This window comes from Sphingopyxis sp. GW821-FHT12C06, assembly GCF_058807415.1.
Window position 1 is genome coordinate 163,963 of record NZ_JBXAQR010000004.1, and the last position, 26,022, is coordinate 189,984.

General features: G+C 65.2%; 27 protein-coding genes. 15 read left to right on the top strand and 12 right to left on the bottom strand.

The genetic code is table 11. From position 1 onward, the window contains the following. The first annotated feature begins 297 nt into the window (after positions 1 to 297). From AC1RRJ_RS13140 to AC1RRJ_RS13185, 10 genes are all read left to right on the top strand, one after another. Positions 298 to 2,112 carry an ABCB family ABC transporter ATP-binding protein/permease gene (locus AC1RRJ_RS13140; protein ID WP_493123386.1) on the top strand — a complete coding sequence of 605 codons (1,815 nt, stop codon included), beginning with the start codon at positions 298 to 300 and terminating at the stop codon, positions 2,110 to 2,112. 43 nt (positions 2,113 to 2,155) lie between these two features. Beyond that, positions 2,156 to 2,707 carry a hypothetical protein gene (locus AC1RRJ_RS13145; RefSeq protein WP_493123388.1) on the top strand — a complete coding sequence of 184 codons (552 nt, stop codon included), beginning with the start codon at positions 2,156 to 2,158 and terminating at the stop codon, positions 2,705 to 2,707. A gap of 132 nt (positions 2,708 to 2,839) precedes the next feature. Beyond that, positions 2,840 to 4,486 (top strand): cation:proton antiporter domain-containing protein, encoded by a 1,647-nt coding sequence (locus AC1RRJ_RS13150; RefSeq protein ID WP_493123390.1) that lies wholly within the window; start codon positions 2,840 to 2,842, stop codon positions 4,484 to 4,486. 82 nt (positions 4,487 to 4,568) lie between these two features. Beyond that, positions 4,569 to 6,344, top strand: a complete 1,776-nt coding sequence (gene recQ / locus AC1RRJ_RS13155; protein WP_493123392.1) for a DNA helicase RecQ — start codon at positions 4,569 to 4,571, stop codon at positions 6,342 to 6,344. Positions 6,345 to 6,433: 89 nt separating this feature from the next. Beyond that, entirely contained in the window at positions 6,434 to 7,495 is a 1,062-nt protein-coding gene (locus AC1RRJ_RS13160) for an AraC family transcriptional regulator (RefSeq protein WP_493123394.1), read from the top strand. 96 nt (positions 7,496 to 7,591) lie between these two features. Continuing rightward, positions 7,592 to 8,428: a sterol desaturase family protein gene (locus AC1RRJ_RS13165; protein WP_493123396.1), complete on the top strand. Its 837-nt coding sequence runs from the start codon at positions 7,592 to 7,594 to the stop codon at positions 8,426 to 8,428. Positions 8,429 to 8,472: 44 nt separating this feature from the next. Next, positions 8,473 to 8,907, top strand: a complete 435-nt coding sequence (locus tag AC1RRJ_RS13170) for a protein tyrosine phosphatase family protein (protein WP_493123398.1) — start codon at positions 8,473 to 8,475, stop codon at positions 8,905 to 8,907. Continuing rightward, positions 8,904 to 9,311, top strand: a complete 408-nt coding sequence (locus tag AC1RRJ_RS13175) for a hypothetical protein (RefSeq protein WP_493123400.1) — start codon at positions 8,904 to 8,906, stop codon at positions 9,309 to 9,311. The genes AC1RRJ_RS13170 and AC1RRJ_RS13175 overlap by 4 nt, the downstream gene beginning before the upstream one ends. Then, complete coding sequence (locus AC1RRJ_RS13180; protein WP_493123402.1) at positions 9,304 to 10,218, top strand: sterol desaturase family protein; 915 nt, start codon at positions 9,304 to 9,306, stop codon at positions 10,216 to 10,218. The genes AC1RRJ_RS13175 and AC1RRJ_RS13180 overlap by 8 nt, the downstream gene beginning before the upstream one ends. Before the next feature lie 409 nt (positions 10,219 to 10,627). Further along, entirely contained in the window at positions 10,628 to 12,214 is a 1,587-nt protein-coding gene (locus AC1RRJ_RS13185) for a GMC family oxidoreductase (RefSeq protein WP_493123404.1), read from the top strand. A gap of 28 nt (positions 12,215 to 12,242) precedes the next feature. Here AC1RRJ_RS13185 and AC1RRJ_RS13190 read toward each other — a convergent pair whose 3' ends face one another. Continuing rightward, positions 12,243 to 12,782, bottom strand: coding sequence for a winged helix-turn-helix transcriptional regulator (locus AC1RRJ_RS13190; RefSeq protein WP_493123406.1), 540 nt, complete (start codon positions 12,780 to 12,782; stop codon positions 12,243 to 12,245). 77 nt (positions 12,783 to 12,859) lie between these two features. Between AC1RRJ_RS13190 and AC1RRJ_RS13195 the strand changes: the two genes are divergently transcribed. Then, the gene (locus AC1RRJ_RS13195; protein ID WP_493123408.1) at positions 12,860 to 13,234 is read left to right on the top strand and encodes a VOC family protein; all 375 of its coding nucleotides are present in this window, start codon (positions 12,860 to 12,862) and stop codon (positions 13,232 to 13,234) included. Beyond that, complete coding sequence (locus tag AC1RRJ_RS13200; protein ID WP_493123410.1) at positions 13,234 to 13,740, top strand: hypothetical protein; 507 nt, start codon at positions 13,234 to 13,236, stop codon at positions 13,738 to 13,740. The genes AC1RRJ_RS13195 and AC1RRJ_RS13200 overlap by 1 nt, the downstream gene beginning before the upstream one ends. Positions 13,741 to 14,062: 322 nt before the next feature. Here the strand turns inward: AC1RRJ_RS13200 and AC1RRJ_RS13205 are convergent, their stop codons facing one another. The 11 genes from AC1RRJ_RS13205 to AC1RRJ_RS13255 all read right to left on the bottom strand — a co-directional run bounded on the left by AC1RRJ_RS13205 (position 14,063) and on the right by AC1RRJ_RS13255 (position 22,483). Next, entirely contained in the window at positions 14,063 to 15,436 is a 1,374-nt protein-coding gene (locus AC1RRJ_RS13205; protein ID WP_493123412.1) for an ammonium transporter, read from the bottom strand. Positions 15,437 to 15,453: 17 nt separating this feature from the next. Next, positions 15,454 to 15,792: a P-II family nitrogen regulator gene (locus AC1RRJ_RS13210; protein WP_088472450.1), complete on the bottom strand. Its 339-nt coding sequence runs from the start codon at positions 15,790 to 15,792 to the stop codon at positions 15,454 to 15,456. Positions 15,793 to 15,992: 200 nt separating this feature from the next. Continuing rightward, positions 15,993 to 16,694 (bottom strand): endonuclease/exonuclease/phosphatase family protein, encoded by a 702-nt coding sequence (locus AC1RRJ_RS13215; protein ID WP_493124134.1) that lies wholly within the window; start codon positions 16,692 to 16,694, stop codon positions 15,993 to 15,995. Between the two features lie 4 nt (positions 16,695 to 16,698). After that, on the bottom strand, positions 16,699 to 16,944 hold the full coding sequence (locus tag AC1RRJ_RS13220) for a putative signal transducing protein (protein ID WP_493123414.1): 246 nt from the start codon (positions 16,942 to 16,944) through the stop codon (positions 16,699 to 16,701). Next, a complete protein-coding gene (locus AC1RRJ_RS13225) occupies positions 16,944 to 17,507 on the bottom strand; it encodes a pyridoxamine 5'-phosphate oxidase family protein (protein WP_493123416.1) in 564 nt (187 codons plus the stop codon). Before AC1RRJ_RS13225 ends, AC1RRJ_RS13220 begins: the two co-directional genes overlap by 1 nt. A 35-nt stretch (positions 17,508 to 17,542) precedes the next feature. Continuing rightward, entirely contained in the window at positions 17,543 to 18,121 is a 579-nt protein-coding gene (locus AC1RRJ_RS13230) for a DUF924 family protein (protein WP_493123418.1), read from the bottom strand. A gap of 3 nt (positions 18,122 to 18,124) precedes the next feature. Continuing rightward, complete coding sequence (locus AC1RRJ_RS13235) at positions 18,125 to 18,529, bottom strand: hypothetical protein (protein ID WP_493123420.1); 405 nt, start codon at positions 18,527 to 18,529, stop codon at positions 18,125 to 18,127. Between the two features lie 89 nt (positions 18,530 to 18,618). Next, the gene (locus AC1RRJ_RS13240; protein WP_493123422.1) at positions 18,619 to 19,833 is read right to left on the bottom strand and encodes a hypothetical protein; all 1,215 of its coding nucleotides are present in this window, start codon (positions 19,831 to 19,833) and stop codon (positions 18,619 to 18,621) included. Positions 19,834 to 20,041: 208 nt separating this feature from the next. Then, the gene (tldD, locus tag AC1RRJ_RS13245) at positions 20,042 to 21,484 is read right to left on the bottom strand and encodes a metalloprotease TldD (RefSeq protein ID WP_493123424.1); all 1,443 of its coding nucleotides are present in this window, start codon (positions 21,482 to 21,484) and stop codon (positions 20,042 to 20,044) included. A gap of 94 nt (positions 21,485 to 21,578) precedes the next feature. Then, the gene (locus AC1RRJ_RS13250) at positions 21,579 to 21,776 is read right to left on the bottom strand and encodes a zinc-finger domain-containing protein (protein ID WP_493123426.1); all 198 of its coding nucleotides are present in this window, start codon (positions 21,774 to 21,776) and stop codon (positions 21,579 to 21,581) included. A gap of 146 nt (positions 21,777 to 21,922) precedes the next feature. Continuing rightward, the gene (locus AC1RRJ_RS13255) at positions 21,923 to 22,483 is read right to left on the bottom strand and encodes a DUF4402 domain-containing protein (protein WP_493123428.1); all 561 of its coding nucleotides are present in this window, start codon (positions 22,481 to 22,483) and stop codon (positions 21,923 to 21,925) included. 112 nt (positions 22,484 to 22,595) lie between these two features. On the opposite strand from AC1RRJ_RS13255, the gene AC1RRJ_RS13260 reads away from it, so the two are divergent. The 3 genes from AC1RRJ_RS13260 to AC1RRJ_RS13270 all read left to right on the top strand — a co-directional run bounded on the left by AC1RRJ_RS13260 (position 22,596) and on the right by AC1RRJ_RS13270 (position 26,020). Further along, positions 22,596 to 23,519, top strand: coding sequence for an ABC transporter ATP-binding protein (locus AC1RRJ_RS13260; RefSeq protein WP_493123430.1), 924 nt, complete (start codon positions 22,596 to 22,598; stop codon positions 23,517 to 23,519). A gap of 125 nt (positions 23,520 to 23,644) precedes the next feature. Continuing rightward, positions 23,645 to 25,234 carry an L-aspartate oxidase gene (gene nadB, locus AC1RRJ_RS13265; RefSeq protein WP_493123432.1) on the top strand — a complete coding sequence of 530 codons (1,590 nt, stop codon included), beginning with the start codon at positions 23,645 to 23,647 and terminating at the stop codon, positions 25,232 to 25,234. 60 nt (positions 25,235 to 25,294) lie between these two features. After that, complete coding sequence (locus AC1RRJ_RS13270; RefSeq protein ID WP_493123434.1) at positions 25,295 to 26,020, top strand: AAA family ATPase; 726 nt, start codon at positions 25,295 to 25,297, stop codon at positions 26,018 to 26,020. Positions 26,021 to 26,022: the final 2 nt, after the last annotated feature.

Sequence of the window (26,022 nt, forward strand, 5' to 3'; positions counted from 1 at the left end):
TTGGGTCCGCGATGCTCGCCGCAGGGACCAATCACCTGCGGCGCCGGGGGGCGAAGCCGCGCAAGCAAGGCCAGCCCCCGATGCGTTTTTCCCCGCTTTTTCCGCCCCGTCGCCCCATATTCGGCCGCCGTCAGGTGCCGGCCGATCTGCCCGTCGTCGCGGGGCCGACCAGCGAGGAGCGCCGCCTGATCGACCGCATCATCCACCGCATGGGGGATCGCGAGCCGCGATGACGGCAAGGCAAGGTTGCGCATAGGTGCTTGGCGACAGACAAGCGTCTCCCTACATGGGGCGCGCATGCCGCCTGACACCTCCACCTCCGCCGACGCGAACCGCGAACCGCCCGTCCTGGCGACGCTGAAGCGGTTCCTGCCCTATTTATGGCCGGCCGGGCATACCGAGCATAAGATCCGGATCGTCCTTGCAGGCCTCATCGTCTTGGCGTCGAAGGGCATCCAGCTGTCGATGGGCTTCCTCTATGGCGCCGCGATCGACAAGATGGCGCCGGGGATGGAAGAGGGCGTCGCGCTCGCGATCGGGCTTGTCCTTGCCTATGCCGGTGCGCGCTTTGCCGGGGTGCTGTTCGACAATCTGCGCAACGTCGTGTTCGAACGCGTCGGGCAGGATGCGACGCGCGAGCTGGCGATCGCGACCTTCAGTCATCTTCATGCGCTGAGCCTGCGTTTCCACCTCGCGCGGCGCACGGGCGAGGTGACCAAGGTGATCGAGCGCGGGACCAAGAGCATCGACACGATGCTCTATTTCCTGCTGTTCAACATCGCGCCGACGATCGTCGAACTGGCCGCGGTGCTGATCATCTTCTGGACCAAATTCAGCTTTGGCCTCGCCAGCGCGACCGCGCTGATGGTCGTCGTCTATATCATCTTCACCCGCAAGGTGACCGACTGGCGCAACGCGCTGCGCACGCGGATGAACGACCTCGACACGCTGACGATCGGGCGTAGCGTCGACAGCCTGCTCAATTACGAGACGGTCAAATATTTCGGCGCCGAAGAGCGCGAAGCGGCGCGCTATCGCGACGTCGCCGACCAATATGCCAAGGCCGCGGTGAAGAGCGAAAACAGCCTCGCGTGGCTCAACATCGGGCAGAGTCTGATCACCAACGCCGCCATGGCGGGGGCGATGGCGTACACCGTGTGGGGCTGGTCGAAGGGGCAGTTCGCCGTCGGCGACGTCGTGCTGGTGAACACCTTGCTCGCGCAGCTCTTCCGCCCGCTGGACATGCTCGGCATGGTCTATCGCGTCATCCGCCAGGGGCTGATCGACATGGAGGCGATGTTCCGCCTGATCGACACCCCGCCCGAGATCAGCGATGCGCCGGATGCCCGGCCGCTGGTGGTGAACGGCGGCGCGGTGGCGTTCGACAATGTCGTGTTCGGCTACGAGCCCGACCGGACGATTTTGAATGGCGTGAGCTTCGCGGTCGGCGCGGGTGAGACGCTGGCGATCGTCGGGCCGTCGGGCGCGGGCAAGTCGACGATCGCGCGCCTGCTGTTCCGTTTCTATGACCCGCAGGGCGGGCGCATCACGATCGACGATCAGGATATCGCGCAGGTCACGCAGAAGAGCCTGCGCGCCGGGATCGGCATCGTCCCGCAGGACACGGTGCTGTTCAACGACAGCATCGGCTACAACATCGCCTATGGCCGCGAAGGCGCGAGCGCCGCGGAGATTGCGGCGGCTGCCGAGGGCGCCGCGATCGACACCTTCATCGGCATCCTGCCGCAGGGCTATGACACCGAGGTCGGTGAGCGTGGGCTGAAACTGTCGGGCGGCGAGAAACAGCGGGTCGCGATCGCGCGCACTCTGCTCAAAAATCCGCCGGTGCTGATCCTCGACGAAGCGACGAGCGCGCTCGACAGCCGCACCGAGGCGGCGATCCAGGACACGCTTGAACGCATCGCGAAGCGCCGCACGACGCTGGTGATCGCGCACCGCCTGTCGACCGTGACTGGCGCCGACCGGATCATCGTGCTCGACAAGGGCCGCGTTGCCGAAACGGGGACGCACGATCAGCTTCTCTCGATGCGGGGACTTTATGCTGATATGTGGGCGCGGCAGCAGGCGGAGAAGGAAGAGGGGACGGTTTAGGTCCGCCGTTGCACCCCGATTGCTGCGCGCATAGGTTGGCGGCATGAACCGCTTGCTGATCGGCGCTCTGTTCGCCTCCGTCCTGACCGTTCCTGCCGCCGCGCGCGAGGGTGAGAAGATAGTCATCGCACTCGCCGTCGACAGCGGTGCCGTGATGGAGATCGGTGACGACGGGACCGGCGTCGCAGCACTCGAAGGCAAAAAGCTGGGGCCGCCGACGCCGTGGCTGCATAATGTGGCCCGGCAATTGACGGGCGGTCAATATGACTGGGCGACGGGCGAAAATGCGATCGGGCTTTCCGGTGACGAAACGGGCTTGCGTGCCGATACGGTCGTGCCGGGCCGGATCCACATCGCCTTCCGTCAGATCGGCACCAGCGATCACCGCTTGCTGGTTATCGCAAACGGATATGATCGCGCGCTGGCGTTCCGGGCCGTCATTCGCGTCGGTGGAAAGGACCAGCGCACCGACGTCTGTACCGTGATGCCCGGCCTCCATGGCATCGAACATTGGCCCTATGCCTCGGACCGCATCATGTTGACGGATTTGCGTCTGGAGAAATGGGCCGAAGGCATGCCGCCGCGCTGCGAATAAGGCTGACTTGTCGTATCGGCGCGGGAGAGATTGGCGCGATGTTCGGGCCGGTACCTGCTGCTCAAGCGTGAATCGCAACCAAATCACTTGTGTTACTTGACCCGGTGCGGTTTCGGCCCGTAGGCGTTGGAAATGCCACATGATACCTCGTTGATCGGAACTATCGTCGCCGGCCTCGGCGTCGCGTTCCTGATGGGGGCGCTGGCGCACCGGCTCAAGATTTCGCCGATTGCGGGCTATTTGCTCGCGGGCGTGCTCGTCGGGCCGTTCACCCCGGGGATTGTCGCCGATACCGGGCTCGCACTCCAGCTCGCCGAGATCGGCGTGATCCTGCTGATGTTCGGGGTCGGGCTGCATTTTTCGCTGAAAGACCTGCTCTCGGTGCGCAAGATTGCGGTGCCGGGCGCGCTGGTGCAGATCGCAGTCGCGACCAGCCTCGGCGTCGCGCTCGGGCTGTGGCTCGGCTGGTCGGTCGAGGGCAGCGTGGTCTTCGGCCTTGCGCTGTCGGTCGCGAGCACGGTCGTGCTGTTGCGCGCGCTGCAGGCGCGCGACATGCTCGACAGCGAAATGGGACGGATCGCGGTCGGCTGGCTGATCGTCGAGGATCTGGTGATGGTCCTCGCGCTCGTGCTGCTCCCTGCCTTTTTCGGGGCGCGCGGCGACGCGGCGACGACTGCGGGGCTGGCGCAGGCGGCGGCGATCGTCTTCCTCAAGGTCGTCGGCTTCATCGCCTTCATGCTGATCGTCGGGCGTCGCGTGCTGCCATGGGTGCTGCACTGGGTCGCGCATTCGGGGTCGCGCGAGCTGTTCCGGCTCGCGGTGCTGGCGATTGCGCTGGGCGTCGCGTTTGGTGCGGCGGTGATTTTCGACGTGTCATTCGCGCTCGGCGCCTTTTTTGCGGGGATGATCCTCGGCGAAACGCAGCTCAGTCGCCGTGCGGCCGAAGAGACGCTGCCGCTCCGCGATGCGTTTGCGGTGTTGTTCTTCGTCTCGGTCGGGATGCTGTTCGACCCGATGGTGCTGGTCGAACAGCCAGGGCCGGTACTCGCGACGGTGGCGATCATCGTGCTGGGCAAGTCGCTCGCGGCCTTTGCGATCGTTCGCGCCTTTGGCCATTCGGGACGGACCGCGACGACGGTGTCCGTCAGCCTCGCGCAGATCGGCGAATTTTCCTTCATCCTCGCGGGGCTGGGGGTCGGGCTCAAGGTCATGCCCGACACCGCGCGCGACCTGATCCTTGCCGGGTCGATCCTGTCGATCCTGTTCAACCCCTTGCTCTTCACGCTCGCGGTGCGGCGGATGCGCGCCGACGATGAGCGCGACGCCGAAGTCGCGGCGGCGGTCGAGGCGGCGCGGCCGCCGCCCGAGCCCGTGCGCACCGTGCTGATCGGCTTTGGCCGCGTAGGCAGCCATATCGGCAGCCTCGTATGCGGACGCGGCGAGCGGCTGACGGTGATCGAGGATCAGGGCGATATGGCGGCGGCCGCAGAAAAGGCCGGCGCGACGGTGATCATCGGCAATGCCGCGAAGGAAAGCGTGCTGCGCCAGGCGCAGATCGAAAGTGCGACCACCCTTTTGATCGCGATTCCCGAAGGCGTCGAGGCGGGCGTGATTGTGCGCCGCGCGCGCGCGATCAACCCCGCGCTGACGATCGTCGCGCGCGCCCATTCGGACGAAGAGGTCGACGATCTGACGCGGCGCGGTGCCGATCATGTCGTGATGGCCGAACGCGAAACCGCCTCGCGGATGGCGGAACGCGCGCTCACGATGCGCAAATAGGCTTGTGCGTCGTCCCCCGCCTTCGCGGGGCGACGGATGGGGGCTTCCCCCGCCGCGCTATCCCCCCTATCGCGGCCCCGATATGTCCGCCGCCGCGCTTCTCCCCCTGCTGAAATCGACTTTCGGCTTCGACCATTTTCGTGGCCGGCAGGCCGAGGTCGTCGACCGGGTGATGGCGCGCGAGCGGACGCTGGCGGTGATGCCGACCGGCGCGGGCAAGTCGCTGACCTATCAGCTGCCCGCGGTCGCGCTCGATGGTTGCGTCGTCGTCGTGTCGCCGCTGATCGCGTTGATGCACGACCAGCTGCGCGGCGCGCGTGCGGCGGGGATTCGCGCCGCGAGCCTGACCAGCGTCGATATGGATGGCGCCGAGACGCGGCAGGCGTATCGCGACGGCAATCTCGACCTGCTCTATGTCGCCCCCGAACGTGCGACGGGCGAGGGATTTCGAGCGCTGCTCGAGGCGCGCATGCCGGCGCTGTTCGCGATCGATGAAGCGCATTGTGTTTCGGAATGGGGGCATGATTTCCGCCCCGATTACCGCCTGCTTCGTCCGTTGCTCGACGCCTTTCCGCAGGTGCCGCGCCTCGCGCTCACCGCGACCGCGGACAAGCACACGCGCGAGGATATTCTCGTCCAGCTCGGCATTCCCGACGACGGGCTGATCCTTGCAGGCTTCGACCGGCCGAATATCCGCTATGCGATCCGCCCGCGGATCAGCCCGGCGCGGCAATTGCTCGATTTCATCGCCGCCAATCCGGGGCCGGGGATCGTCTATGCGCCGACGCGCAGCGGCACCGAGCGGCTCGCCGAACAGCTCGCGACCGCGACGGGGCGCCGCGTCGCGGCCTATCATGCCGGGCTCGACTCCGAAATCCGCGCGCGGGTGCAGCATGATTTCGTCGCCAGCGAGGACGGCATCGTCACCGCGACGGTCGCCTTCGGCATGGGGATCGACAAGCCCGACGTGCGCTTCGTCGCCCACGCCGCGCTGCCCAAGTCGATCGAAAGCTATTATCAGGAAACCGGGCGCGGCGGGCGCGACGGCGACCCCGCCGAGACGCTGATGCTGTGGGGTGCCAATGATTTTGCGACCGCGCGGGTGCGCCTCGCCGAACTGCCCGAGGCGCGCGTCGCGGGCGAGCGGGCGCGGCTGAACGCGCTCGCAGTGCTGGTCGAGACGGTCGAGTGCCGCCGCGCCGCGCTGCTCCGCCATTTCGGCGAGAATCCGCCGATGCGCTGCGGCAATTGCGACAATTGCCTCGATCCCGCGGCGCAGGTCGATGCGACGGTGCTCGCGCAGAAATTGCTGAGCGCGGTCTATCGCACCGGGCAAAGCTATGGCGCCGGGCATATCGAGGCGGTGCTGACCGGGCGCAGCGACGAGCGGATCGTCGGCCGCGGCCATGACAAGCTGTCGGTGTTCGGGATCGTCGAGGGCGAGGAAGCACGGCTGATCAAGCCGCTGGTGCGCAGCCTGATGGCGCGCGAGGCGCTGTCGACGACCGAACATGGCGGGCTGATGCTCGGTCCGGCGGCGAAGCCGGTGCTGAAGGGCGAGGCGCCGGTTCTGATGGCCGAACCGCCGCTGAAGCGGACGAAGCGCGATCCGCGCGGGGCGGGTGCGGCGGCGAACCCTGTTGGCGACCCGCTGTTCGACGCGCTGCGCGCGACGCGGCGCGAACTGGCGCAGGAAGCCGGGGTGCCGCCCTATGTGATCTTCCACGACGCGGTGCTGCGCGCGATGGCGAACGAGCGGCCGTCGAACCGCACTGCGCTGTCGGCGATTCCCGGGGTCGGCGCGAAGAAGCTCGACGCATGGGGCGATGCGTTTCTGGCGGTGATCGACCAATATTAGTGTCGGCGGCGGTCGCGCGCCGGAACCAATTTACTCAACGAAAACAGATTGTAGTTGCACTCGCATCAGTGCGTTTGATGCGGTAGCAGATGCGGATGCCCGTGCAGGATATCCTTGACCTGATGATTCGCGGCGCCGCGACGGCGCTGTTCGGTCTGTGGATCGCAATATTGTGGCGCGACTATCGCAATATATTGTCAGCGCGCGTCGCGATCGCGATGAACTTCGCGATCATTTCCTATTTGCTCGCGCCGGCTTTTCGCCCCGACTATCCGCTGAGCTTCCCCTTTGTCGCCTTCGACGCCTTGTCGCTCGCGGTGCCGGCGCTCTTCTGGCTCTTTGCCCGGCTGTGGTTCGACGACCGGCAGCGGATCGACTGGCGCGACGGGTTGCTGATGCTCGGTTTTGCCGTGCTGTTGCTCGCGCAGGTCGCGGCGATCGTGACGACGGGGTGGTTCAGCTGGGAGATCATGCTGATGGTGCGCATCGGCATGATCGGTTTCGCGTTTGGCGGGATCTGGATCGCCTGGCGCGGGCGCGCGGCCGACCTGATCGAGGAGCGCCGCAGCTTTCGCCTCGCGGTGGTGGGCGCGATCGGCGGTTTCATCATGTGGATCATCTTCCTCGAAATGTTCCCGAGCCGCGATATGAACCACGACCTGCGGCAGATGGTGACGCTGCCCGCGATTGTGATTGCGACCTTCATCGTCTCGGTCGGCCTCTATCGCTTCCGCTCGGCCGAGCTGTTCGCCGCCCCCGATGCGCCGCCGCCGCAGGTGGAGGCGCAACCCGCCGCGCCGTCGGGGCTCGCGCGGCGGTTGCAGGCGGTGATGGCCGAGGAGCGCGCCTATCGCGCCGAGGGGTTTTCGATCGCGGCGCTTGCGGCGCAGCTCGGCGAGCCCGAATATCGGGTGCGCCGTGCCATCAACGGCGAGATGGGGTTTCGCAACTTCACCGCCTTTCTGAACAGCTTTCGCCTCGACGAAGTCTGCGCCGCGCTCGCCGATCCCGCGCAGCAGAGCGTGCCGATCCTGACCATCGCGATCGACGCGGGTTTCGGGTCGCTCGGCCCCTTCAACCGCGCCTTTCGCGACGCCGAGGGGATGACGCCGAGCGAGTATCGCGCCGCGCGGCTGGGAATGCGCGACTGATCGATTCCGAAATCGGCTAGCCGAATTTCGACATTGCGGAGCGGGGCGGGCGCAAAACTGCTCCGACGCGGCCTTCCAGCTCAGGAGGGTGCCCGCATGATTCAAGAATTCCCCACATTCGCCACGCTGATCGACAAGGGGCCGGCGATGTTCGCCGTCGACTTTGGCCGTTATATTGTCGTTGCAGCCATTACGAGTGCGATCGTCTGGGGATTGCGCCGCACCCGTCTGTCCACGCGCAAGATCCAGCCGCGCGAGGCGACCTCGGCCGATATGCGCCGCGAATTCTTCCAGTCGATGCGCTCGATCAGCGTCTATATTGTTCTCGGGCTGCTCCTGTTGTGGGGCTTCGGGAGCTTGGGGGTTTACCAGTTCGGGGGCAGCCATGGCATCGCCATCGATCTGGCATTGGTCGCGGCGACGATCGTCGCGCACGACACCTATTTTTACTGGGCGCACCGCACGATGCACCATCCGAAGCTGTTCAAATTTTTCCATCGCGCGCATCACCGTTCGGTGACGCCGACCGCATGGGCGATCTACAGCTTCGCGATTCCCGAGGCGGTCGTGATGTTCGCTTTCGTGCCGCTGTGGCTGATCCTCGTCCCGGCGCCGATCTGGGTGATGTTCACATGGGCCAACTTCCAGTTGATCCGCAACGCGATGGGCCACGCTGGTTTCGAACTTCACCCGCGCTGGTGGCTGTCGTCGCCGCTGACGCGCTGGATCAACACCACGACGCACCACGACCTGCACCATAGCGGCGGCTTCAACACCAATTACGGGCTCTATTTCACCTGGTGGGACAGGCTGATGGGAACCGAGCATCCGCGCTATGCCGAACGTTTTGCCGAAGTCGTCGCCGACCGGAGTAGTTCCCCTGCCCCGGCGGCGGCGGCACCCGAGGGGGGCAAGGTGGGGCTCCCTGCCTAGCTTTCACGCTTGTCAGCCAAAGCGTGCGGCCTATAGATCGCGGCATGAGCGATTTTCGTCCCCTGTCCGCCGACTATAGCGTCGCCCCGCAGATTTCCGTTGAGGATGTGGCCGCGGCCAAGTCCGCGGGTTTTGCGATGATCGTCAACAACCGGCCCGACGGCGAGGAGCCGTCGGCGCCGCAGAGCGACGAGATTGCGAATGCTGCCGCTGCCGAAGGGCTTGCTTATGCCGCGATCCCGGTTGGCCATGCGGGCTTCAGCCATCCGCAGCTCGACGCGCTCGATGCGCTTCTGGCGGGGGCGACCGGGCCGGTGCTGGCCTATTGCCGGTCGGGGACGCGCTCGACCCATTTGTGGGCGCTGACCCGCGCGCGCGCCGGCGACGATGTCGGTGCGCTGTGCGAAGCGGCGGCGGGTGCGGGCTATGATCTTTCGGGGCTGCGGCCGATGATGGACGCGCTGGCGGGCGAAAAGTGACGGCAGCGGAGCTGATTCAGACTGGCGTATCGCTTGTCGCAGTGTTGTTCGTCGCGTGGCTGGTCAAGGCGATGGGCCTCGGTGCCGACCCGCGCATCGCCGACGCCGATCATGCGATCCGCCTTGCTGAAGAGGCCGAGGCGGGTTTTGGCGGGGTCGAGGTGGCGCGCGACCGTGCGGGTTTTGCGGCGCTCGTCCGCAACGGCGAAGGGCGGCTGTTGCTGGTGCGTGCGCATGGCAATCATTTTGCGGCGCGCCCCGTCGATGCCAGCGTCGCCGCGCGGCTCGACAAGAATTTCCTGATCCTGACGACCCCGGATCGGACATTCGGATCGGTGACGCTGCAATTGGGGAAGGAAGCGGGAATGTGGGCGAGCCGGATGCGGGAGATCGCGCGTGCCTGAGCTGCCCGATCCCGTCGTTTACGCCGTCCCCGCCTTCATCCTGCTGCTGATCGCCGAAATGCTCTTCTCGCTGCGCAAGGACAAGAGCCGCTATGAAGCGCGCGATACGCTGACCTCGCTGATGCTCGGCACGGGCAGTCAGGTCGCGGGGGCGCTGGTCGGCGCGGCGGTCGTTGCGGCGTCGGTGTGGGTGTATCAGTTCCACCTGTTCGACATCGGGATCGAATTTCGCACCTGGTGGTGGGCGTGGATTCTCTGCTTCTTCCTCGATGACCTCGCTTATTATGCCTTTCACCGCAGCGCCCACCGCGTCCGCTGGTTCTGGGCGAGCCATGTCATCCACCATTCGAGCCAGCATTATAATCTGTCGACCGCGCTGCGGCAGACGTGGACCGGTTTCATCAGCCTCGCCTTCATCTTCCGCCTGCCGCTGCTGCTGATCGGTTTTCCGCCGGCGATGGTGTTCTTCTGCGCCGCGCTCAACCTGATCTATCAATTCTGGATCCATACCGAGGCGATCGGGCGGATGCCGAAATGGTTCGAGGCGGTGATGAACACCCCGTCGCACCACCGCGTCCATCACGGCGTCAACCCGCGCTATCTCGATTCCAACTATGCCGGGGTCTTCATCATCTGGGACAAGATGTTCGGCAGCTTCGTCCCCGAGCGCGACGATGAGCCGGTGCGCTACGGCATCGTCAAACAGCTCGGGAGCTTCAACATCCTCTGGGCTGCAGTCCACGAGTGGGTCGGCATCGCCAAGGACGTCTGGCACGCGCCCTGGCGGCACAAGCTGTCCTATATGTGGCGCGAGCCCGGCTGGAGCCACGATGGCAGCCGGCAGACGAGCGACATGATCCGCGCGAAATGGCAAGCGGGGCAGCCGGTCGAAGAGGCGGCGGAGTAGCGCTTTGGTGCGCTGGAAATATTGGGACGCACTGGCGCTGACCGCCGGGACGACGCCCGTCTTCCTCACGCTCTTCGCCAGTCTGTTCGGACTTCGCCATGGCGGGAAGATGGTTTTTGTGGGGTCGGCCGGGACACTGCTCTGGTTGACTTCGCTGTTTTGTCTTGGAATTTTTGGGGCAAGTGCAGTCGCAGGATGGCGATCGGGCGACAGGCGATTGATCCTTGGCGGGGGTTTTCTGTTGGCTCTTGGCGCCGCGCCATCCCTGTCGCTGATCGCAGCATGTTTTTCGGGCAATTGTATTTGAGGCACGCGTGTGAGGTGGAAACCTCCCCCTTGCTTCGCAAGCTAATGACATACATGTAAGTCTCCAATGACTACCGGTCGGGTGGCAGCGGGAGAGATTTGCGTGGATCAGTTCGACATTATCGTCGTCGGCGGCGGCAGTGGGGGGAGCGCGGCGGCGGGAAGGCTTGCCGGGGATGCGTCGCGGACGGTCTGTCTGATCGAAGCGGGCGGGCGCAACGACAATATGCTGGTCAAGACGCCGGGCTTCATGCCCTTCATTCGCGACGCCTCGAACTATCGTTATGAAACCGTACCGCAAAAGGGGCTGAACGGCCGCATCGGTTACCAGCCGCGCGGCCGCGGGCTGGGCGGGTCGAGCGCGATCAACGCGATGATCTATATTCGCGGGGTCGCCTTTGACTATGACCAGTGGGCGTCGCTCGGCGCGACGGGGTGGAGCTATGCCGATGTGCTGCCTTACTTCAAGCGCAGCGAGGGCAACGAGCGCGGCGGCGATGCGTTTCACGGAGCCGACGGCCCGCTCAACGTCATGGACCAGCGCTGGCCCAATGTGACGAGCCGCCGCTTTGTCGAGAGCGCGGCGGTGCTGCAGCTTCCGCGCACCGCCGATTTCAATGCGCCGAGCAACGAAGGCTTCGGCCTGTATCAGGTGACGCAAAAGGACGGCGAGCGCTGGTCGGCGGCGCGCGCCTATGTCGAGCCGCTGCGCGGCCGCGCCAATCTCGACATCCGCACCGATGCGCTGGTCGAGAAGATATTGGTCGAGGACGGCCGCGCGACCGGGGTCGTGATCCGCCGCGGCGGCCAGCGCGAGACGCTGCGCGCGCGGGGCGGGGTGGTCCTGGCGGCCGGGGCGTTCGGATCGCCCCAGATATTGATGCTCTCGGGGATCGGGCCGGGCGCGCATCTGAAGGATATGGGGCTGAACGTCGTTGCCGATCGCGCGGGCGTTGGCGCCGATCTGCAGGACCATATCGACTATGTATCGGGTTGGGAGACCAAATCGGCCGAACCCTTCGGCAACAGCCCGGGCGGCACATGGCGGATGGTGAAGGCGGTTATCGAACATCGTCGCAAGCGCACCGGGATCATGACGACCTGCTTCGCCGAGGCGGGGGGCTTCTGGAAATCTTCGCCCGATCTTCCCGCGCCCGACATCCAGTATCATTTCGTCCCCGCGCTGCTCGAGGATCACGGCCGGACCAAGGTGAAGGGGCATGGCTTTTCGTGCCATGCCTGTGTGCTGCGCCCCGAAAGCCGCGGGAGCGTGACGCTGGCGTCTGCCGATGCCACTGCGGCGCCGCTGATCGACCCCGGCTTCCTGACCGACGACCGCGACATGGCGACGCTGCGGGCGGGGGTACGGATGATGCACCGCATCTGCGAAGCGCCGCCATTGTCGGACTATGCCGGGACCGACCGGCATCCGGTCGACCTCGCCGACGATGCCGCGCTCGACGCGCTGATCCGTGCGCGTGCCGACACCGTCTATCACCCGGTGGGAACGTGCCGGATGGGCAGCGATGCGGGCGCGGTGGTCGATCCGACGCTGAAGCTGAACGGCATCGATGGCCTGTGGGTCGCCGATGCGAGCATCATGCCGCGGCTGGTTTCGGGCAACACCAATGCGCCGAGCATCATGATCGGTGAGCGTGCGGCCGATTTCGTGAAGGCGGCTTTGAACTAGGCTGTTCCCCGGCGAAAGCCGGGGAGGACTAAAGGCAGGCGTCCGCCAGCAACCGCCCGCTTGCCGTCAAATCATAGCGGCTCGCGGGCGGCCGGGTGTCGATCACCTCGCGCCGCACCAGTCCATGGCTCCCCAGCGCCGTCAGCCCCTGCGAGAGCGCGCGCGGGGTGGCGGGGGTGAGCAGCCTCGACAGCGCGTTGAAACGATCGTGCCCCGCACCGATCCCCGCCACCAGCGGCAGGCCCCAGCGCGTCGAGGACCCCGGCGGCAGGCCGATCGCCGCCTGCGCCTCGGCGATGGTCGCGGCGCGCGCCGCCGCTGCCGCGCCGGCTTCGGTGAGGATATATTCGGGGCGCAGCGGATGGCCGTGGCCGGGGTTGCGCTGCACCCAGCCGATCCGCGCCGCGGCCTCCAGCGTACGCGTGCAGCTGTCGCGCGAGAGCCCGAGCCGGTGGACCAGTTCGACGAAGCGCGCGCCCTTGTGCGCAGCAAGATCGGCGAGCAGCGGCACCAGCCAGCGATGGCTGCCGAGCGCAATGAGCAGCGGATCGGGCTTGCTTGACGGCATTTGCAAGTAACTATACAAACCAGACCTTAGAGGCAAGCGCGATCGGAGAACCGATCCTGCGCAACGGGAGACAGGACATGGCATTGACGATCGGATCCGAACTCACCTGTTCGATGGGGGTGACCGACATGACCGCGGCGATCGGCTGGTACGAGCGGGTGATGCAGTGCAAATTGCTCTACCGTGCCGACGAGATCGGCTGGTGCGAGCTCGCGACCCCGATGACGGGGGTCAATATCGGCCTCAGCCAGGTCGAATCGGTGGTGCAGGGCGGCGGCGCGACCAATGTGTTCGAGGTCGCCGACATCGACGAAGCCAAGGCGCATCTGGATGCGGAAGGCGTGCGGCAGGACGGCGAGATCCAGCATGTCCCGGGGCTGGTGAAGCTGATCACTTTCTACGATCCCGACGGCAATGCCTTCATGTTCTCGCGCTCGGAAGCAGCGGGGTGATGGCAGGCTGGTCGCTCGCCGCGCTGCTGGTCCTGTCCGGACCGGCGGCCGTGAGCGCACCCGTCGCCGAGGTTGCGGCGGCTCCCGCGGCGTCGCTGTCGGCGTGGCATGGCAGCTGGATCGGCGAAGGCACGGCGTTCGGGCAAAAGGCGACCGCGACGCTTGAACTGGGGCCGGCGCCGGGTGGCGGCGCGACGCGACTGGACTATCATCTTGTCGTCGAGGGCGCCGCGCCGATGCGCTATTCTGCGCAGGGGATTTACCGCGTCGATGCGAAGGGGCGGATCACGGGAAGCTGGTCCGACAGCCATGGTCAGAACCGCCCGGTGGCGGGGCAAATCGGCGCCGATATATGGGCGGTTCACTGGGGCAGCGCCGACAGCGAAATCGGCCGGTCGACCTATAGTCTGGAGGCCGACGACAGGCTGACTATCCGCGATTCGGTGTTGCAGCCTGACGGAAGCTGGCGGGTCTTTGCGACGCTGCGCTACCACCGGAAATCCTGAATTTCTGCCATTTCTTGCCAACCGCTGCGCGACGGGCAAAAAAAGAGGGCCGGGACTTGCGTCCCGGCCCAGCCTTTCAGGCTCTCCCCTCCTGAAACTCTTGACAGACTGAATGCCATATTAATGTGCTGATGAAAAGGCCTAAATTCACGATTTTGGCGTTCCGGTTGTGCGCAGCATTTTTGCAGCATGAAAGCGCAAAAAAAATGGGCCGGAACATGGTGCGTTCCGACCCAAGTGGTTCGCAGGAGGAACCCCGGTAGGACCCCGCCGCCGCCGTTTGAAAGGAGAGAGAGCGTGCGGCGACGGGTATCCTGTCTCGTCAATAATTATAGGCACGCTCGCCATGCTCGCCGAGGTCGAGGCCTTCGCGCTCCACCTCTGCCGAGACGCGCAGCCCGGTGACCGCTTTGGCGGCATAGATGGCAATGGCCGTACCGATGGTCGCCCAGATGATCGTCGTGCCGACCGCCAGAATCTGCGTCACCAGCTGGCTGCCCAGATCATAGTCGGCGCCTGCGGGGCCACCGATCGCGGCGAGCATGGTGACGGCGGTGCCGACCGCGCCGACCATGCCGCCGATGCCGTGGATCCCGAACGCATCGAGCGAGTCGTCATAGCCGAGCTTGGCCTTGAGCTTGGTGACCGCGAAGAAGCAGATGACCGAGGCCAGCGCGCCGAGCAGGATTGCGCCGAAGGGGCCGCTGTTACCCGCCGCCGGGGTGATTGCGACCAGCCCCGCGATGACACCCGAGCAGAAGCCAAGGGCCGATGCCTTGTGACCGCTGAGCTTTTCCGCGAGCATCCAGGCCAGCGCACCCGATGCGGTCGCGACCATCGTGTTGATCATGGCCAGACCCGCCGAGCCATTGGCTTCGAGCGCCGAGCCGGCGTTGAAGCCGAACCAGCCCACCCAGAGCAGCCCGGTGCCGATCATCGTCATGGTCAGCGAATGCGGCGCCATGATTTCCTTTTGAAAGCCGATGCGCTTGCCGAGGATCAGGCAGGCGACGAGAGCGGAGACGCCGGCGTTGATGTGGACGACGGTGCCGCCCGCGAAGTCGAGCGCGCCCATTTCGAAAAATTTGCCGCCGGCTGCCCAGACCATGTGCGCGATCGGGAAATAGACGATGGTCAGCCAGATGACGCCAAAGACCAGAACGGCCGAGAATTTCATCCGTTCGACCACCGATCCCAGCACGAGCGCCAGCGTGATGGCGGCAAAGGTCATCTGGAAGGAGATGAACACATATTCGCTGATCACCTGGTCGGTGAAGGTGGCGGCGGTCGAGTCGACGCCGACCCCGGCGAGGAACAGTTTGCCGAATCCGGCGACATAGGGCTTGAGCGGCTCGATCGTGGTGTCGGGCCCAAAGGCCATCGAATAGCCCCACATGACCCAGACGAGCATCGCGAGGCAGGCGGCGGCGCCGACCTGCGTCATCGTCGACAGCATATTCTTGGTGCGTGTCAGGCCGCCGTAGAAGAGCGCGAGCCCCGGCAGGATCATCAGCAGGACGAGCACCGTCGAGGTCATCATCCAGGCATTGTTGCCCGGATTGGGGACGGCCGGAGCCCCCTTGGCTGCTGCTTCGGCCGCGGCGGGCGCCGCTTCCTGTGCCCAGGCGGGCAGCGCCGCGAACAGCGCAAGGCCCGTGGCCCCGGCGGTCGCCGCAAATTTATCTGCGAACGTCATATGTTCCCCCTTCGTCATCAGAGTGCCGCCTCGCCGGTCTCGCCGGTGCGGATGCGCACAGCCTGTTCGACGTCGAGGACGAAAATCTTGCCGTCCCCGATCGCCCCGGTGCCGGCGCTTTGCTGGAGTGTTTCGACGACACGCGGCGTCAGGCCGTCGTCGCAGACGAGCTCGATCTTCACCTTCGGCACCATGTTGGTGGCATATTCGGCGCCGCGGTAAATTTCGGTCTGCCCCTTTTGCCGACCGAAGCCCTTGACCTCGGTCACGGTCATGCCGGTGATGCCCAGCCCGGTAAGGGCTTCGCGCACCTCGTCGAGCTTGAACGGTTTAATTATCGCCAGGATCAGCTTCATGATGCCCCCTTTTGCCACTTGCATGATGTTGCACTGCAACAGCCGTGCCAGATGGCGCGAGGGCGGCGGGAGGCGAGGTTTTGCGATGGCGAAGCGGGGGTGGTGCCTGCGATCCTTCGCCTGCTGGGCAGGTGAGGCAGGCGATTGCCTAATATTTGGGCAGATGAGTCCCCCTCCCGCAGGCGGGAGGGGGACTCAGCTTATGCCGCGGGTTTGGTAAACCGCGCCCAGATCGGAAGATGGTCCGACGCGCGTGCGGCGAGTGCGCTTTGGTGCACGCCGGCGTCGATCGGCTGAAGGTTGGGCGAGGCGAAGATGCGGTCGAGTCTGGCGACCGGGCGGCGGCTGTGAAAGCTGTGGCCGGTGTCGACCATGTGGTGGCGCTCGCCGAAATCATGGAGGCAGCCGCCGCGATTGCGCCATTCGTTGCAGTCGCCCATCAAAATCGTCGGCAGAGTCTCGCCCTCGGCGATGTGATTGAGGATCGCGCGCGCCTGCTGGCGGCGGCGCAGCCCCGAAATATCGAGATGCATCCCGACGACGCGGAGCCTTGTGTCGCCGATGCGGACCGTCGCCGCGACCGCGCCGCGCGGTTCGAGCGTCGGCAGATGGAGCGCATGGCTCTCCTCGACCTCGGCGCCCTTGCGCACAAGCAGAGCATTGCCGTGCCAGCCGATCGCATAGGGGCGCCCGCCGAGCAGATCGACCGGGACATAGTCGCTATGCTCTTCGAACATATGCGGCGGGATCGCGCTTGCGCGGGTGCCGAAGCGGCGATCGGCCTCCTGCAACGCAATGATATCGGCATCGAGCTCGCGGAGCACCGACAGCACGCGGCCGGGGTCGCGGCGGCCGTCGAGCCCGATGGCCTTGCGCATATTGTAACTGGCGACTTTGATCATGGCCTCAGCGGTCAAGCGCTTCGGTTGCCCAGTCGTTCCCGGGATTCTCAAATTCCGCAAGCAGCGCCCGCGCTTCGTCGAGATCCTCGTCGAGCACCATGATGCGCACCGGAATCATCAACCCGACGCTTTCGGCGATGTTCATTCCCGCGTCGAAGCAGACGGCGTGGACGCCGGCGCTTTCGATCCGCCCGCGCAGCAACTCGGCCTCGGCGCCATTGGGCAGGCGGACCAGTTCGACGAGCGCCATCAGGCGTCGCCGCCGATGAAGCGATCGGTCGGGCGCGTCGGCAGGCCGTCGATGCTTTTCGTGCGGCCCTGGAATTTTTCGAGCCACAGATCACGGTCGGCCTGACGGTGATATTTTTGCAGCGTGTCGCGTTCGTGCTGCAGCTCCATCATCGGCACGCCCCAGCCGCAGCTCGTCTGCACGCTGTCGACGTCGATCACAAAAATCTGACGGGTGCCCGGGATCAGGGTGAAATGCGCTGCGAGCGCGCCCCATTCGGCATCTTGCGGCAGCACCGCGCAGCCGCGGCCATAAATGCGCAGGATCAGCGCGCTGCGGTCGAAGGCGCAGAACATGATCGTGATCCGGCCATCGGCGGCGAGATGCGCGTGGGTTTCATTGCCCGACCCGCCGAGATCGAGATAGGCGACCTGATTGCTGGACAGGATCCTGAAACTGTCGGCATAGCCCTTGGGCGACAGGTTGATGCGCGCATCGGGGGCTGCGGTCGCGGTGAAATAGACCGGCTGCTTTTCGATGAAGGCGATATGCTTGTCGGTCAGCGCATCGGTGAATTCGGCCATTTAGCAACGCTCCGCTGGGGTTTCGGCGCTTCCTATCACCAATTTTTTCCTTCCTCCACCGCGGCTTCCTCGTCGGGACGCGTCGCGCGGCCGAGCACGGCATTGCGGTGCGGGAAGCGGCCGAAGCGGTCGATGATCGCGAAATGCTTTTGCGCATAATCGCGGAACATCGGGTCGGCTAGCTGACCGAAGAGGCGCAGCGATTCGCGCTGGTCGGCGATATCCTCGCTATGCTCGAAGGGCAGATAGGCGAATTGCCGCCGCTCGTCGGGCCATTGCTGGTCCCAACCCTGTTTGACGATGCCGCGCGCGATCGCATGGGCAAGGCTGTCGGTCGCAAAGGCGTCGGCTTGACCGCGGAAAATGTTGCGTGGCACCTGATCGAACAGGATCGTCGCGGCGAGCGCGGTGTCAGGATCGGTCAGGAAGCTGTCGGCGGGTTGCGCACGCAAGGCTGCGTGCCAGTCGCCCGCGAGCCTCCGCACAGCTTCGTCGAAATCGGGTCCGCCGCCATACCAGTCGTCCTGGCCATGCGCGCCGAACCAGAAAGCCAGCAGCTGCGCCGCCCAATCGGGGGGCGGCGCAGCGACTACGGTATCGGACTCGTCCGCCAAGCGTCAGTCGGCCTTCGGCGCGCGGCGATACGGTACGAAATCGCCGAGCGAGACGAAGCCCGAATACATATGGCTCATCCGGTCGTGCAGCTCGACGGTGTCGATGTTGCACAGCTGGTTGCCCGTCAATTTGGTCACCAGCACATCATCATCGTCGAGCGATTCGGCGCCGCTGCGCGGACGGTTGACCCACAGGGTGCTGCCCGAGCGATAGACGATCGCGGTCTTGTCGATGATCTGCGATCCGTTGGTGGCGGACAGCGGGATGCATTTTTGCGGCTCGCCCGCGACACGGCCTTCGAGCAGCTTTTCGAGCTGCGCCTCGGGCGCGAGCTTTTCGCGGGCGCTCGCGGACGGGGCCGCGATCAGCGCGGCAGCGGTGAGGGTTGCGGCGATCAACGAACGCATGGTCTTAACTCCTGGCTTCTCAATGCCCTATCCCTGATCCCGCCTTACATCTGCACGTGTGAACCGCGGCTGACTCGGGGCCCGTCCAGTCAGCAGGCGCCTTCGGGCAGCGGGATGCCGAGTGGCCCCTTGCACTTCTTTTTCCGGGCCGGAGCCGGCGCGCTCTCGCCCGAGTCGGCGCTGCTGCCGCTCATGCCGCCGAAATCCGCACCGATCATCAGCATCGTGTGCGAGCGGAAGCGGACCTTTGCGGTCCAGTCGATATTCCACACCGCATTGCCCGCAGGCTTGGGCGGATAGGAGAAGTTCGCTTCGGGCCCAAAGGCGTTCAGATTGCCGAACATCATCTCGCCCGATGCTTTCTTGACCTCGGCGGGGATCTGGCAGCTCGTTTGGCTCGGCGGCATCACGACTTTCTGGGTGACGAGTTTCGCGACCGTCGCGGGGGGCAGCCAGTCCCACAGCCCGCCGCCGAATTGCTGCGTGCTGCTGCTCGACCACCACACCATGTCACCGCCGCCGCCGCCGCGATCCATGCCGCCGATCGTCCAGGCGACATAGCCGGTCGCGCTGGGCAGCTGGTTCCAGCGGAGCATCACCGACTGGTCGCCCTGGACTGCGCTCGACGCGGACAGGCCCTGCATATAATCCTGCGCCAGCGTGAAATTGATATCGGGGCCATAGTTGCTCGCGATGCGGTGCGCACCGAGCAGCGACGATCCCGATCCGGGCTGCTTGCCATTTTTGCCGTTCGGCCAGTCGGCATAGGAACGGCTGTTCGTCTGCGATACCGTGCGGATGATCGGCGCCGCGCTCGAAAACAGGCCCGGCGGCACCTGTCCCGCCGCGACCTTGGCGAAATCGATGACGACCGGCTGACCCGCCCCAGCCTTGGCGCCGCAGCCCCAATAGAGCAAAAGGCGGCCCTTCGGTCGTTCGAACTCGCCCTGATAATCGCCCTGCTTGCGCTCGGGGCTGATCAGCGGCACCGATTTGCCGAGCTTGGCCTGCGCCTCGAAAAAATGGTCGCCCTTGGGTGGTGGTGCGGTTGGCGGCAGGTCGGAGCCGAGGCGCAAGGTCAGGTTATGCGCGACCTTGCTCGAAGGATCGCCGCCGAACATCATGCCCATCGCCCCGCCGAGGCCACCACGCCCGCCGCCCGCCATCGCGGCAAAGCCCGACATGGTCGCGACGTCCATTTCATAACGTTCTTTGGGGCCGTTGGTCTTTTGGGCCGATCCGGGAACGGCGGCCAGCACCGCCGCGACGGCGGCAACGGACACGAAATACAGACTCGAGCGCATAAATCCCTCCCTGTTGCCGGGGATGAAGCCCGGCGGATGATGCGGCCCAATTTTTCTTATCTTTGGCGGGTGTATATGCGCGAAGCGGCCGAACGCCAAGTGAGGCGAGTCACAGCCCTTCGCCATTGCCGGTGCAGCGACGCAATCCCGGGTGGCTTACGCATACCCCGGGTTGCTTCGCTGCGCTCGCAATGACGCAAGTTGAGGGTTAGGCCGTGCCACCCACGGTCAGTCCGCCGACCAGCAAGGTTGGCTGGCCGACCCCGGCGGGGACGCTTTGACCCGCCTTGCCGCAAATGCCGATGCCTTCGTCGATCGCCATGTCGTTGCCGATGCCCATCACTTTGGTGAGCACGCTCGGGCCGTCTCCAATCAGCGTCGCACCCTTGATCGGATCGCCGATTTTGCCATTTTCGATCTTATAGGCTTCGGTGCAGCTGAAGACGAACTTGCCCGACACGATATCGACCTGTCCGCCGCCGAAGCTTTTGGCAAAAATGCCATTCTTGACGCGGCTGAGCAGTTCGGCGGGATCGTCGTTGCCGCCGCGCATGAAAGTGTTGGTCATCCGCGGCATGGGGGCGTGGGCGAAGCTTTCGCGGCGGCCGTTGCCGGTGGGCTCCACGCCCATCAGGCGGGCATTGAGGCGGTCCTGCATATAGCCTTTGAGGATGCCGTCCTCGATCAGGATGGTTTCGCCCGTGGGCGTGCCTTCGTCGTCGATGCTCAGCGATCCGCGGCGGCCGCCGCCGACGGGGCTCTCCATCGCTCCGTCATCGACCACGGTGACGCCGGGCGCGGCAACGCGTTCGCCGATCCGGCCCGAAAAGGCGCTGGTGCCCTTGCGGTTGAAATCGCCCTCGAGGCCGTGGCCGACGGCTTCGTGGAGTAGCACGCCGGGCCAGCCGGGGCCGAGCAATACAGTGAATTCGCCTGCGGGCGCGTCGACGGCGCGCAGATTGACGAGTGCCTGGTTCAGCGCTTCGTCGATCGCGCGGTTCCATTGCGCATCCTCGAACAGATGATCATACATATAGCGACCGCCAAGGCCGAAATAGCCGGTTTCGCGGCGGCCATTTTCCTCGACCACGATCGAAACGTTGAGGCGGACGAGCGGGCGGATGTCGGTCGCGAGGAAGCCGTCGGCGCGGACGATTTCGACCACCGACCAGCTGCCGGCGAGGCTGACCGACACCTGGACGACGCGCGGATCGCGCGCGCGCGCGGCGGCGTCGACTTGCTGGCAGAGCGCGACCTTCTTGGCGAAGGGGATGAGGTCGAGCGGATTCGCTTCGTCATAGAGGTGGCGGTTGGTGCGCGGCGGCGGCGCGGCGTGCGCATTCTTGGCGGGGTCGAGCAGCGCGAGCGTCTCGGCGGCGCGGCGGATCGCGCCCGCGCTGATGTCACTGGCGTGGGCAAAACCCGTCATCTCGCCCGACACGGCGCGGAGGCCAAAGCCGGCATCGGTCGAATAATCGGCGGTCTTGAGCCGTCCGTCGTCGAAGCCGAAGCTCTCGGTCGCACGATATTGCAGGTAAAGCTCGCCGTCGTCGGCCTTGGCCAGCGCTTCGCGGGCCAGCGTCTGCGCCAGATCGGGGTCGAGCGCGTCGGCGCGATAGAGGAAGCGGCGGGGATCGGTCGGGCTTGTCATACCCGCGATATAGGCATGGCGGCGCGTTCGCGCAAAGGGGCTGTCGGAGATAGTTGAGGGTCGGCAGGTCGCGCGCGGTGCGGCCTTGCCGAATTCAGGCCTTGTCGGCGATCCCGCCGATGAGGACAAAGCGACGGTCGCAATAGCCGCAGTCGGCAAAGCCTTCGTCGGTGTCGATTTCGAGCCACACGCGCGGATGGCCGAGCGCGGCGTCGGCGAGGCCGTCACCGGTGCCGTCGCAGGCGATGCGGGTCTTGGGCGTGCGGATCGTTTCGGGAGCGGGCTGTGTCATCGACCGCGCCCATAGCAAGCGCGCGAAGGCTCGGCAATCGGGTCTGCGCGTGTCCATGTGCAGATTACGGGGCCATGACGGCACCGGCAAGCGTCTTTTCAGGCGCAAGTGGTCCCCGGTGCCGTCCTCCCCCACGGAGCTGCTTGTCAGAGATAATTCAATGTGACGGTGAAACTGCCGCTGTAATCGCCCGGCGCCTGATTGGCGCCGACCTCCAGCGTTGCGCCGATCGGGAAATTATAATTGCCGAGCGACGAGGTGATGCGAAAGCGCGTCGGTCCGGTCGAGAGGATCGCGCTCGGAGTGCTGCCAATCTCGAAATCGCGCACGCGCATCCTTGTGCCCGGCCCCGTAATCCAGATGCTGTTCGCGCCGAGCGATATATTGACCTGGCGGTTGAAGCTGCCGAGTCCCGCAAAGCGCGCGGGTTCGCCGCCGCTGCCCGCGAGTGTCGCGCCCCCGGTTCGCGTGCGCGCGCCATCAGGGGCGACGCGCACCGTGCCGGCGGTTCCCGACGCGATGATGTCGCCGAAATCGAGGTCACCCACCTTGAAGAAGGAAAGCGGACGAAGCACGATGGCTTCGGCTTGGCCTTGTGCATTGTTCTGGGCCAGCGCCGGCGAAGCGGCGGCGGGCGCGAACAAAAGCGCAAAGGCGGCGAGGCCGCGCTGCGCAGGCAGCGGGCAAATGATGTGGCTGGTCCTCACAAAATTGGTCCTAGCGGCAAGTTTCCAATTTAGCGTTAATGCGCCGCCGGGCAAAAATGATGCCGGAGATGGAGTCTTTCGCAGGCGCAGGCGCGCGGCTATGGAGGGCGCCATGACCGAAGCCGCTATTCGCATCGACGCCGTCTCCAAACTTTATGCCGGCGGCAAACAGGCGCTCGACAATGTCAGTTTCGACGTGCCGCGCGGACAGATTTTCGGGCTGCTCGGGCCGAACGGGGCGGGCAAGTCGACGCTGATCAATATCCTTGCGGGACTCGTCAACAAGACCAGCGGCAGCGCGAGCATCTGGGGCTTCGACATCGACGCCGATCCGCGCAACGCCAAATATTCGATCGGCATTGTCCCGCAGGAAATCGTCTTCGACCCCTTTTTCACGCCTTTCGAGACGCTGGAGAATCAGGCGGGGCTGTATGGCGTGCCCAAGGCGAAGCGGATTTCGGACGAACTGCTCGCGGCGGTCCATCTGTCGGACAAGCGCGACGCCTATGCGCGCACCCTGTCGGGGGGCATGAAGCGCCGCCTGCTCGTCGCCAAGGCGATGGTCCATTCGCCGCCGATCATCGTTCTCGACGAGCCGACCGCCGGAGTCGACATCGAACTGCGCCAGCAATTGTGGGACTATGTCCAGCGCCTCAACGACCGCGGTGTCACTGTCGTGCTGACGACCCATTATCTTGAAGAAGCCGAGCAGCTGTGCGACCGGATCGCGATCATCAATCATGGCAAGCTGATCGCCAACAAGCCGACCCGCGAGCTGGTCGACATGGCGCGCGAAAAGGTTGTCGTGGTGACGCTCGATGCCGACATCGTAACGCTTCCCGACCATCCCGCCTTCGACAAGATCGAGCGCGAGGGCGAGCGCGGGCTGGCGATCAGCTACAACAAGGACCGGATGAACGCGGGCGAAGTGCTTGCCGCGGTCAATGCGATGGGACTTGGCATCGTCGATGTGTCGACGCGTGAAGCCGATCTGGAAGATGTGTTCCTGAATTTGACGCGGGCGGTGAATGGCTAGCGCATAGCTATGTGCCGCTCGGTCCCGGACCCGATCCGGGATTGTCGAAGCCCTGTCCTTTCTTTAGCGGTCAAAAACAACGGTCCTTCGACAAGGTCGGGACGAATGGATGAGAGGGAAGGGCCATGGCCGAACCGACTAGCCAGCACGACGTCGTCATCGTCGGCTCGGGCGCTGCGGGCCTCACCGCCGCCATCGCGCTCGCCGACCATTGCCGTGTGCTGGTGCTCGCCAAGGGCAATCTGACCGGCGGGTCGACCGCCTGGGCGCAGGGCGGGATCGCCGCGGTGCTCGATGCCGGCGACACGTTCGAAAATCACATCGATGACACGATGGTCGCGGGCGCGGGTTTGAACCGGCGCGAGACGGTCGAATTCGTCGTCGAAAACGCTCCGCACGCGATCGAACGTCTCGTCGAGATGGGGGTGCCGTTCAACAAGGACGCCGAGGCGCTGCACCTGACGCGCGAGGGCGGTCATTCGCACCGCCGTATCGTCCATGTCGACGATGCGACCGGCTGGGCGGTGCAGGCAGCGCTGCTCAAGACCGCCGAGGCGCATCCCAATATCACGCTGTTGCCCGGGCAGACGTGCATCGACCTGATCACGGGGCGGCACGAGGAGCGTTATTCGGGTTCGGGGCGCGTGTGGGGCGTCTATGCGCTCGATGAAAAGACCGGCAAGGTGCGCGCGCATGTCGGCCGCGCGACGATCCTCGCGAGCGGCGGCGCGGGGCGCGTGTATCAATTCTCGACCGCCCCCAGGGGCGCGACGGGTGACGGCATCGCGATGGCGTGGCGCGCGGGCGCGCGCGTCTCGAACATGGAAATGATGCAGTTCCACCCGACCTGCCTGTACAATCTCGAGGTCAAGAATTTCCTGATCACCGAGGCGGTGCGCGGCGAGGGCGGGATATTGAAGCACCCCGTCACCGGGCATCGCTATATGCCCGACTACGACCCGCGCGCCGAACTCGCCCCGCGTGATGTCGTGGCGCGCGCGAACGACGACCAGATCAAGCGGTCGGGGCTCGATTATGTCCACCTCGATATCAGCGACAAGGACCCTGCATTCGTCGCGGGGCATTTCCCGAACATCCATGAAAAGTTGCTGACACTCGGCATCGACATGACGAAAGGGCCGATCCCGGTCGTGCCCGCGCAGCATTATACGTGCGGCGGAGTGCTGATCGACCTTGACGGACGGACCGATCTTCCGGGGCTTTATGCGGCGGGCGAATGCACCGAGAGCGGGCTCCACGGCGCCAATCGCCTTGCGTCGAACAGCCTGCTCGAATGCTTCGTGTTCGGCGAGGCGGCGGCGAAGCATATCATCCAGAGTTGGGACCAGCTCGACACCCCCCCGGCGATCCGTCCGTGGGACGCGAGCCGCGTGACCGATTCGGACGAAGAGGTGGTGATCAAGCAGAACTGGACCGAGATTCGCCGCTTCATGTGGAATTATGTCGGCATCGTGCGCACGACAAAGCGGCTCGAGCGCGCGCAGCACCGGATCAACATGCTGACGCATGAGGTCGAGGATTATTACGGCCATTTCCGCGTCACCACCGACCTCATCGAGCTGCGCAACCTCCTCCAATGCGCCGACCTGATCGTGCGTAGCGCGCTCCACCGCAAGGAAAGTCGCGGGCTGCACTATACGCTCGATTATCCCGACATGCTGCCGCAGGCGGTCGATACGGTGCTGGTGCCGTGATTCATGGCTAGGGGCGGTTCGCGGACGAAGCTTCCGCCGCCCTATTTGCGGCGGGTGTGGATGCCCGACCCGACCGCGGATAGCGACAGGCCCGCCGTTGATCGCGGGCTCTATCCTTTCAATATCCCGCTGTTCGGCGATCCGGATTTCGAAATCCGCTTCGAGAGGCCCGCTACGATATTGGTGGGCGAAAACGGATCGGGCAAATCGACCCTGCTCGAAGCCATCGCGGTGCTGGCGGGGTTCAGCGAGGGCGGCGGCGGCTATGGTCATCGGGCCGTCGAGCGGTCGGACATATCGGGCGGGGATGGCGGCGTGCTGGCGAATGCCCTGCGCGCGGCCTGGTTGCCCAAGATCGGAAACGGCTTCTTTTTTCGCGCTGAAACCTTTTTCTCGCTCGCCCGCTATGTCGATCAGTCCGCCGTTGATGCGGGTTTTAGTCCTCCCGACTATCTGTCCTGGTCGCACGGCGAAGGCTTTTTGGGTTTTTTCGAAGAGCGCGCCGATCGGCAGGGCATCTATATTTTCGACGAACCCGAATCGGCGCTCTCGCCGTCACGCCAGTTCGACTTCCTCAAGCTGCTTCGGCGTATCCAGCGGGCGAACAACAGTCAGATCATCATGGCGACGCACTCGCCGATCCTGATGGCGCTGCCCGATGCCGACCTTTGGCAGATCACGCCTCAGGGTATCGCGCCAACCTGTCTCGAAGACACGGCGCATTACCGCCTCTACCGCGAGTTCATTCAATATCCGCACGAGACGGTCGAGGCGATGATCGAATAGGC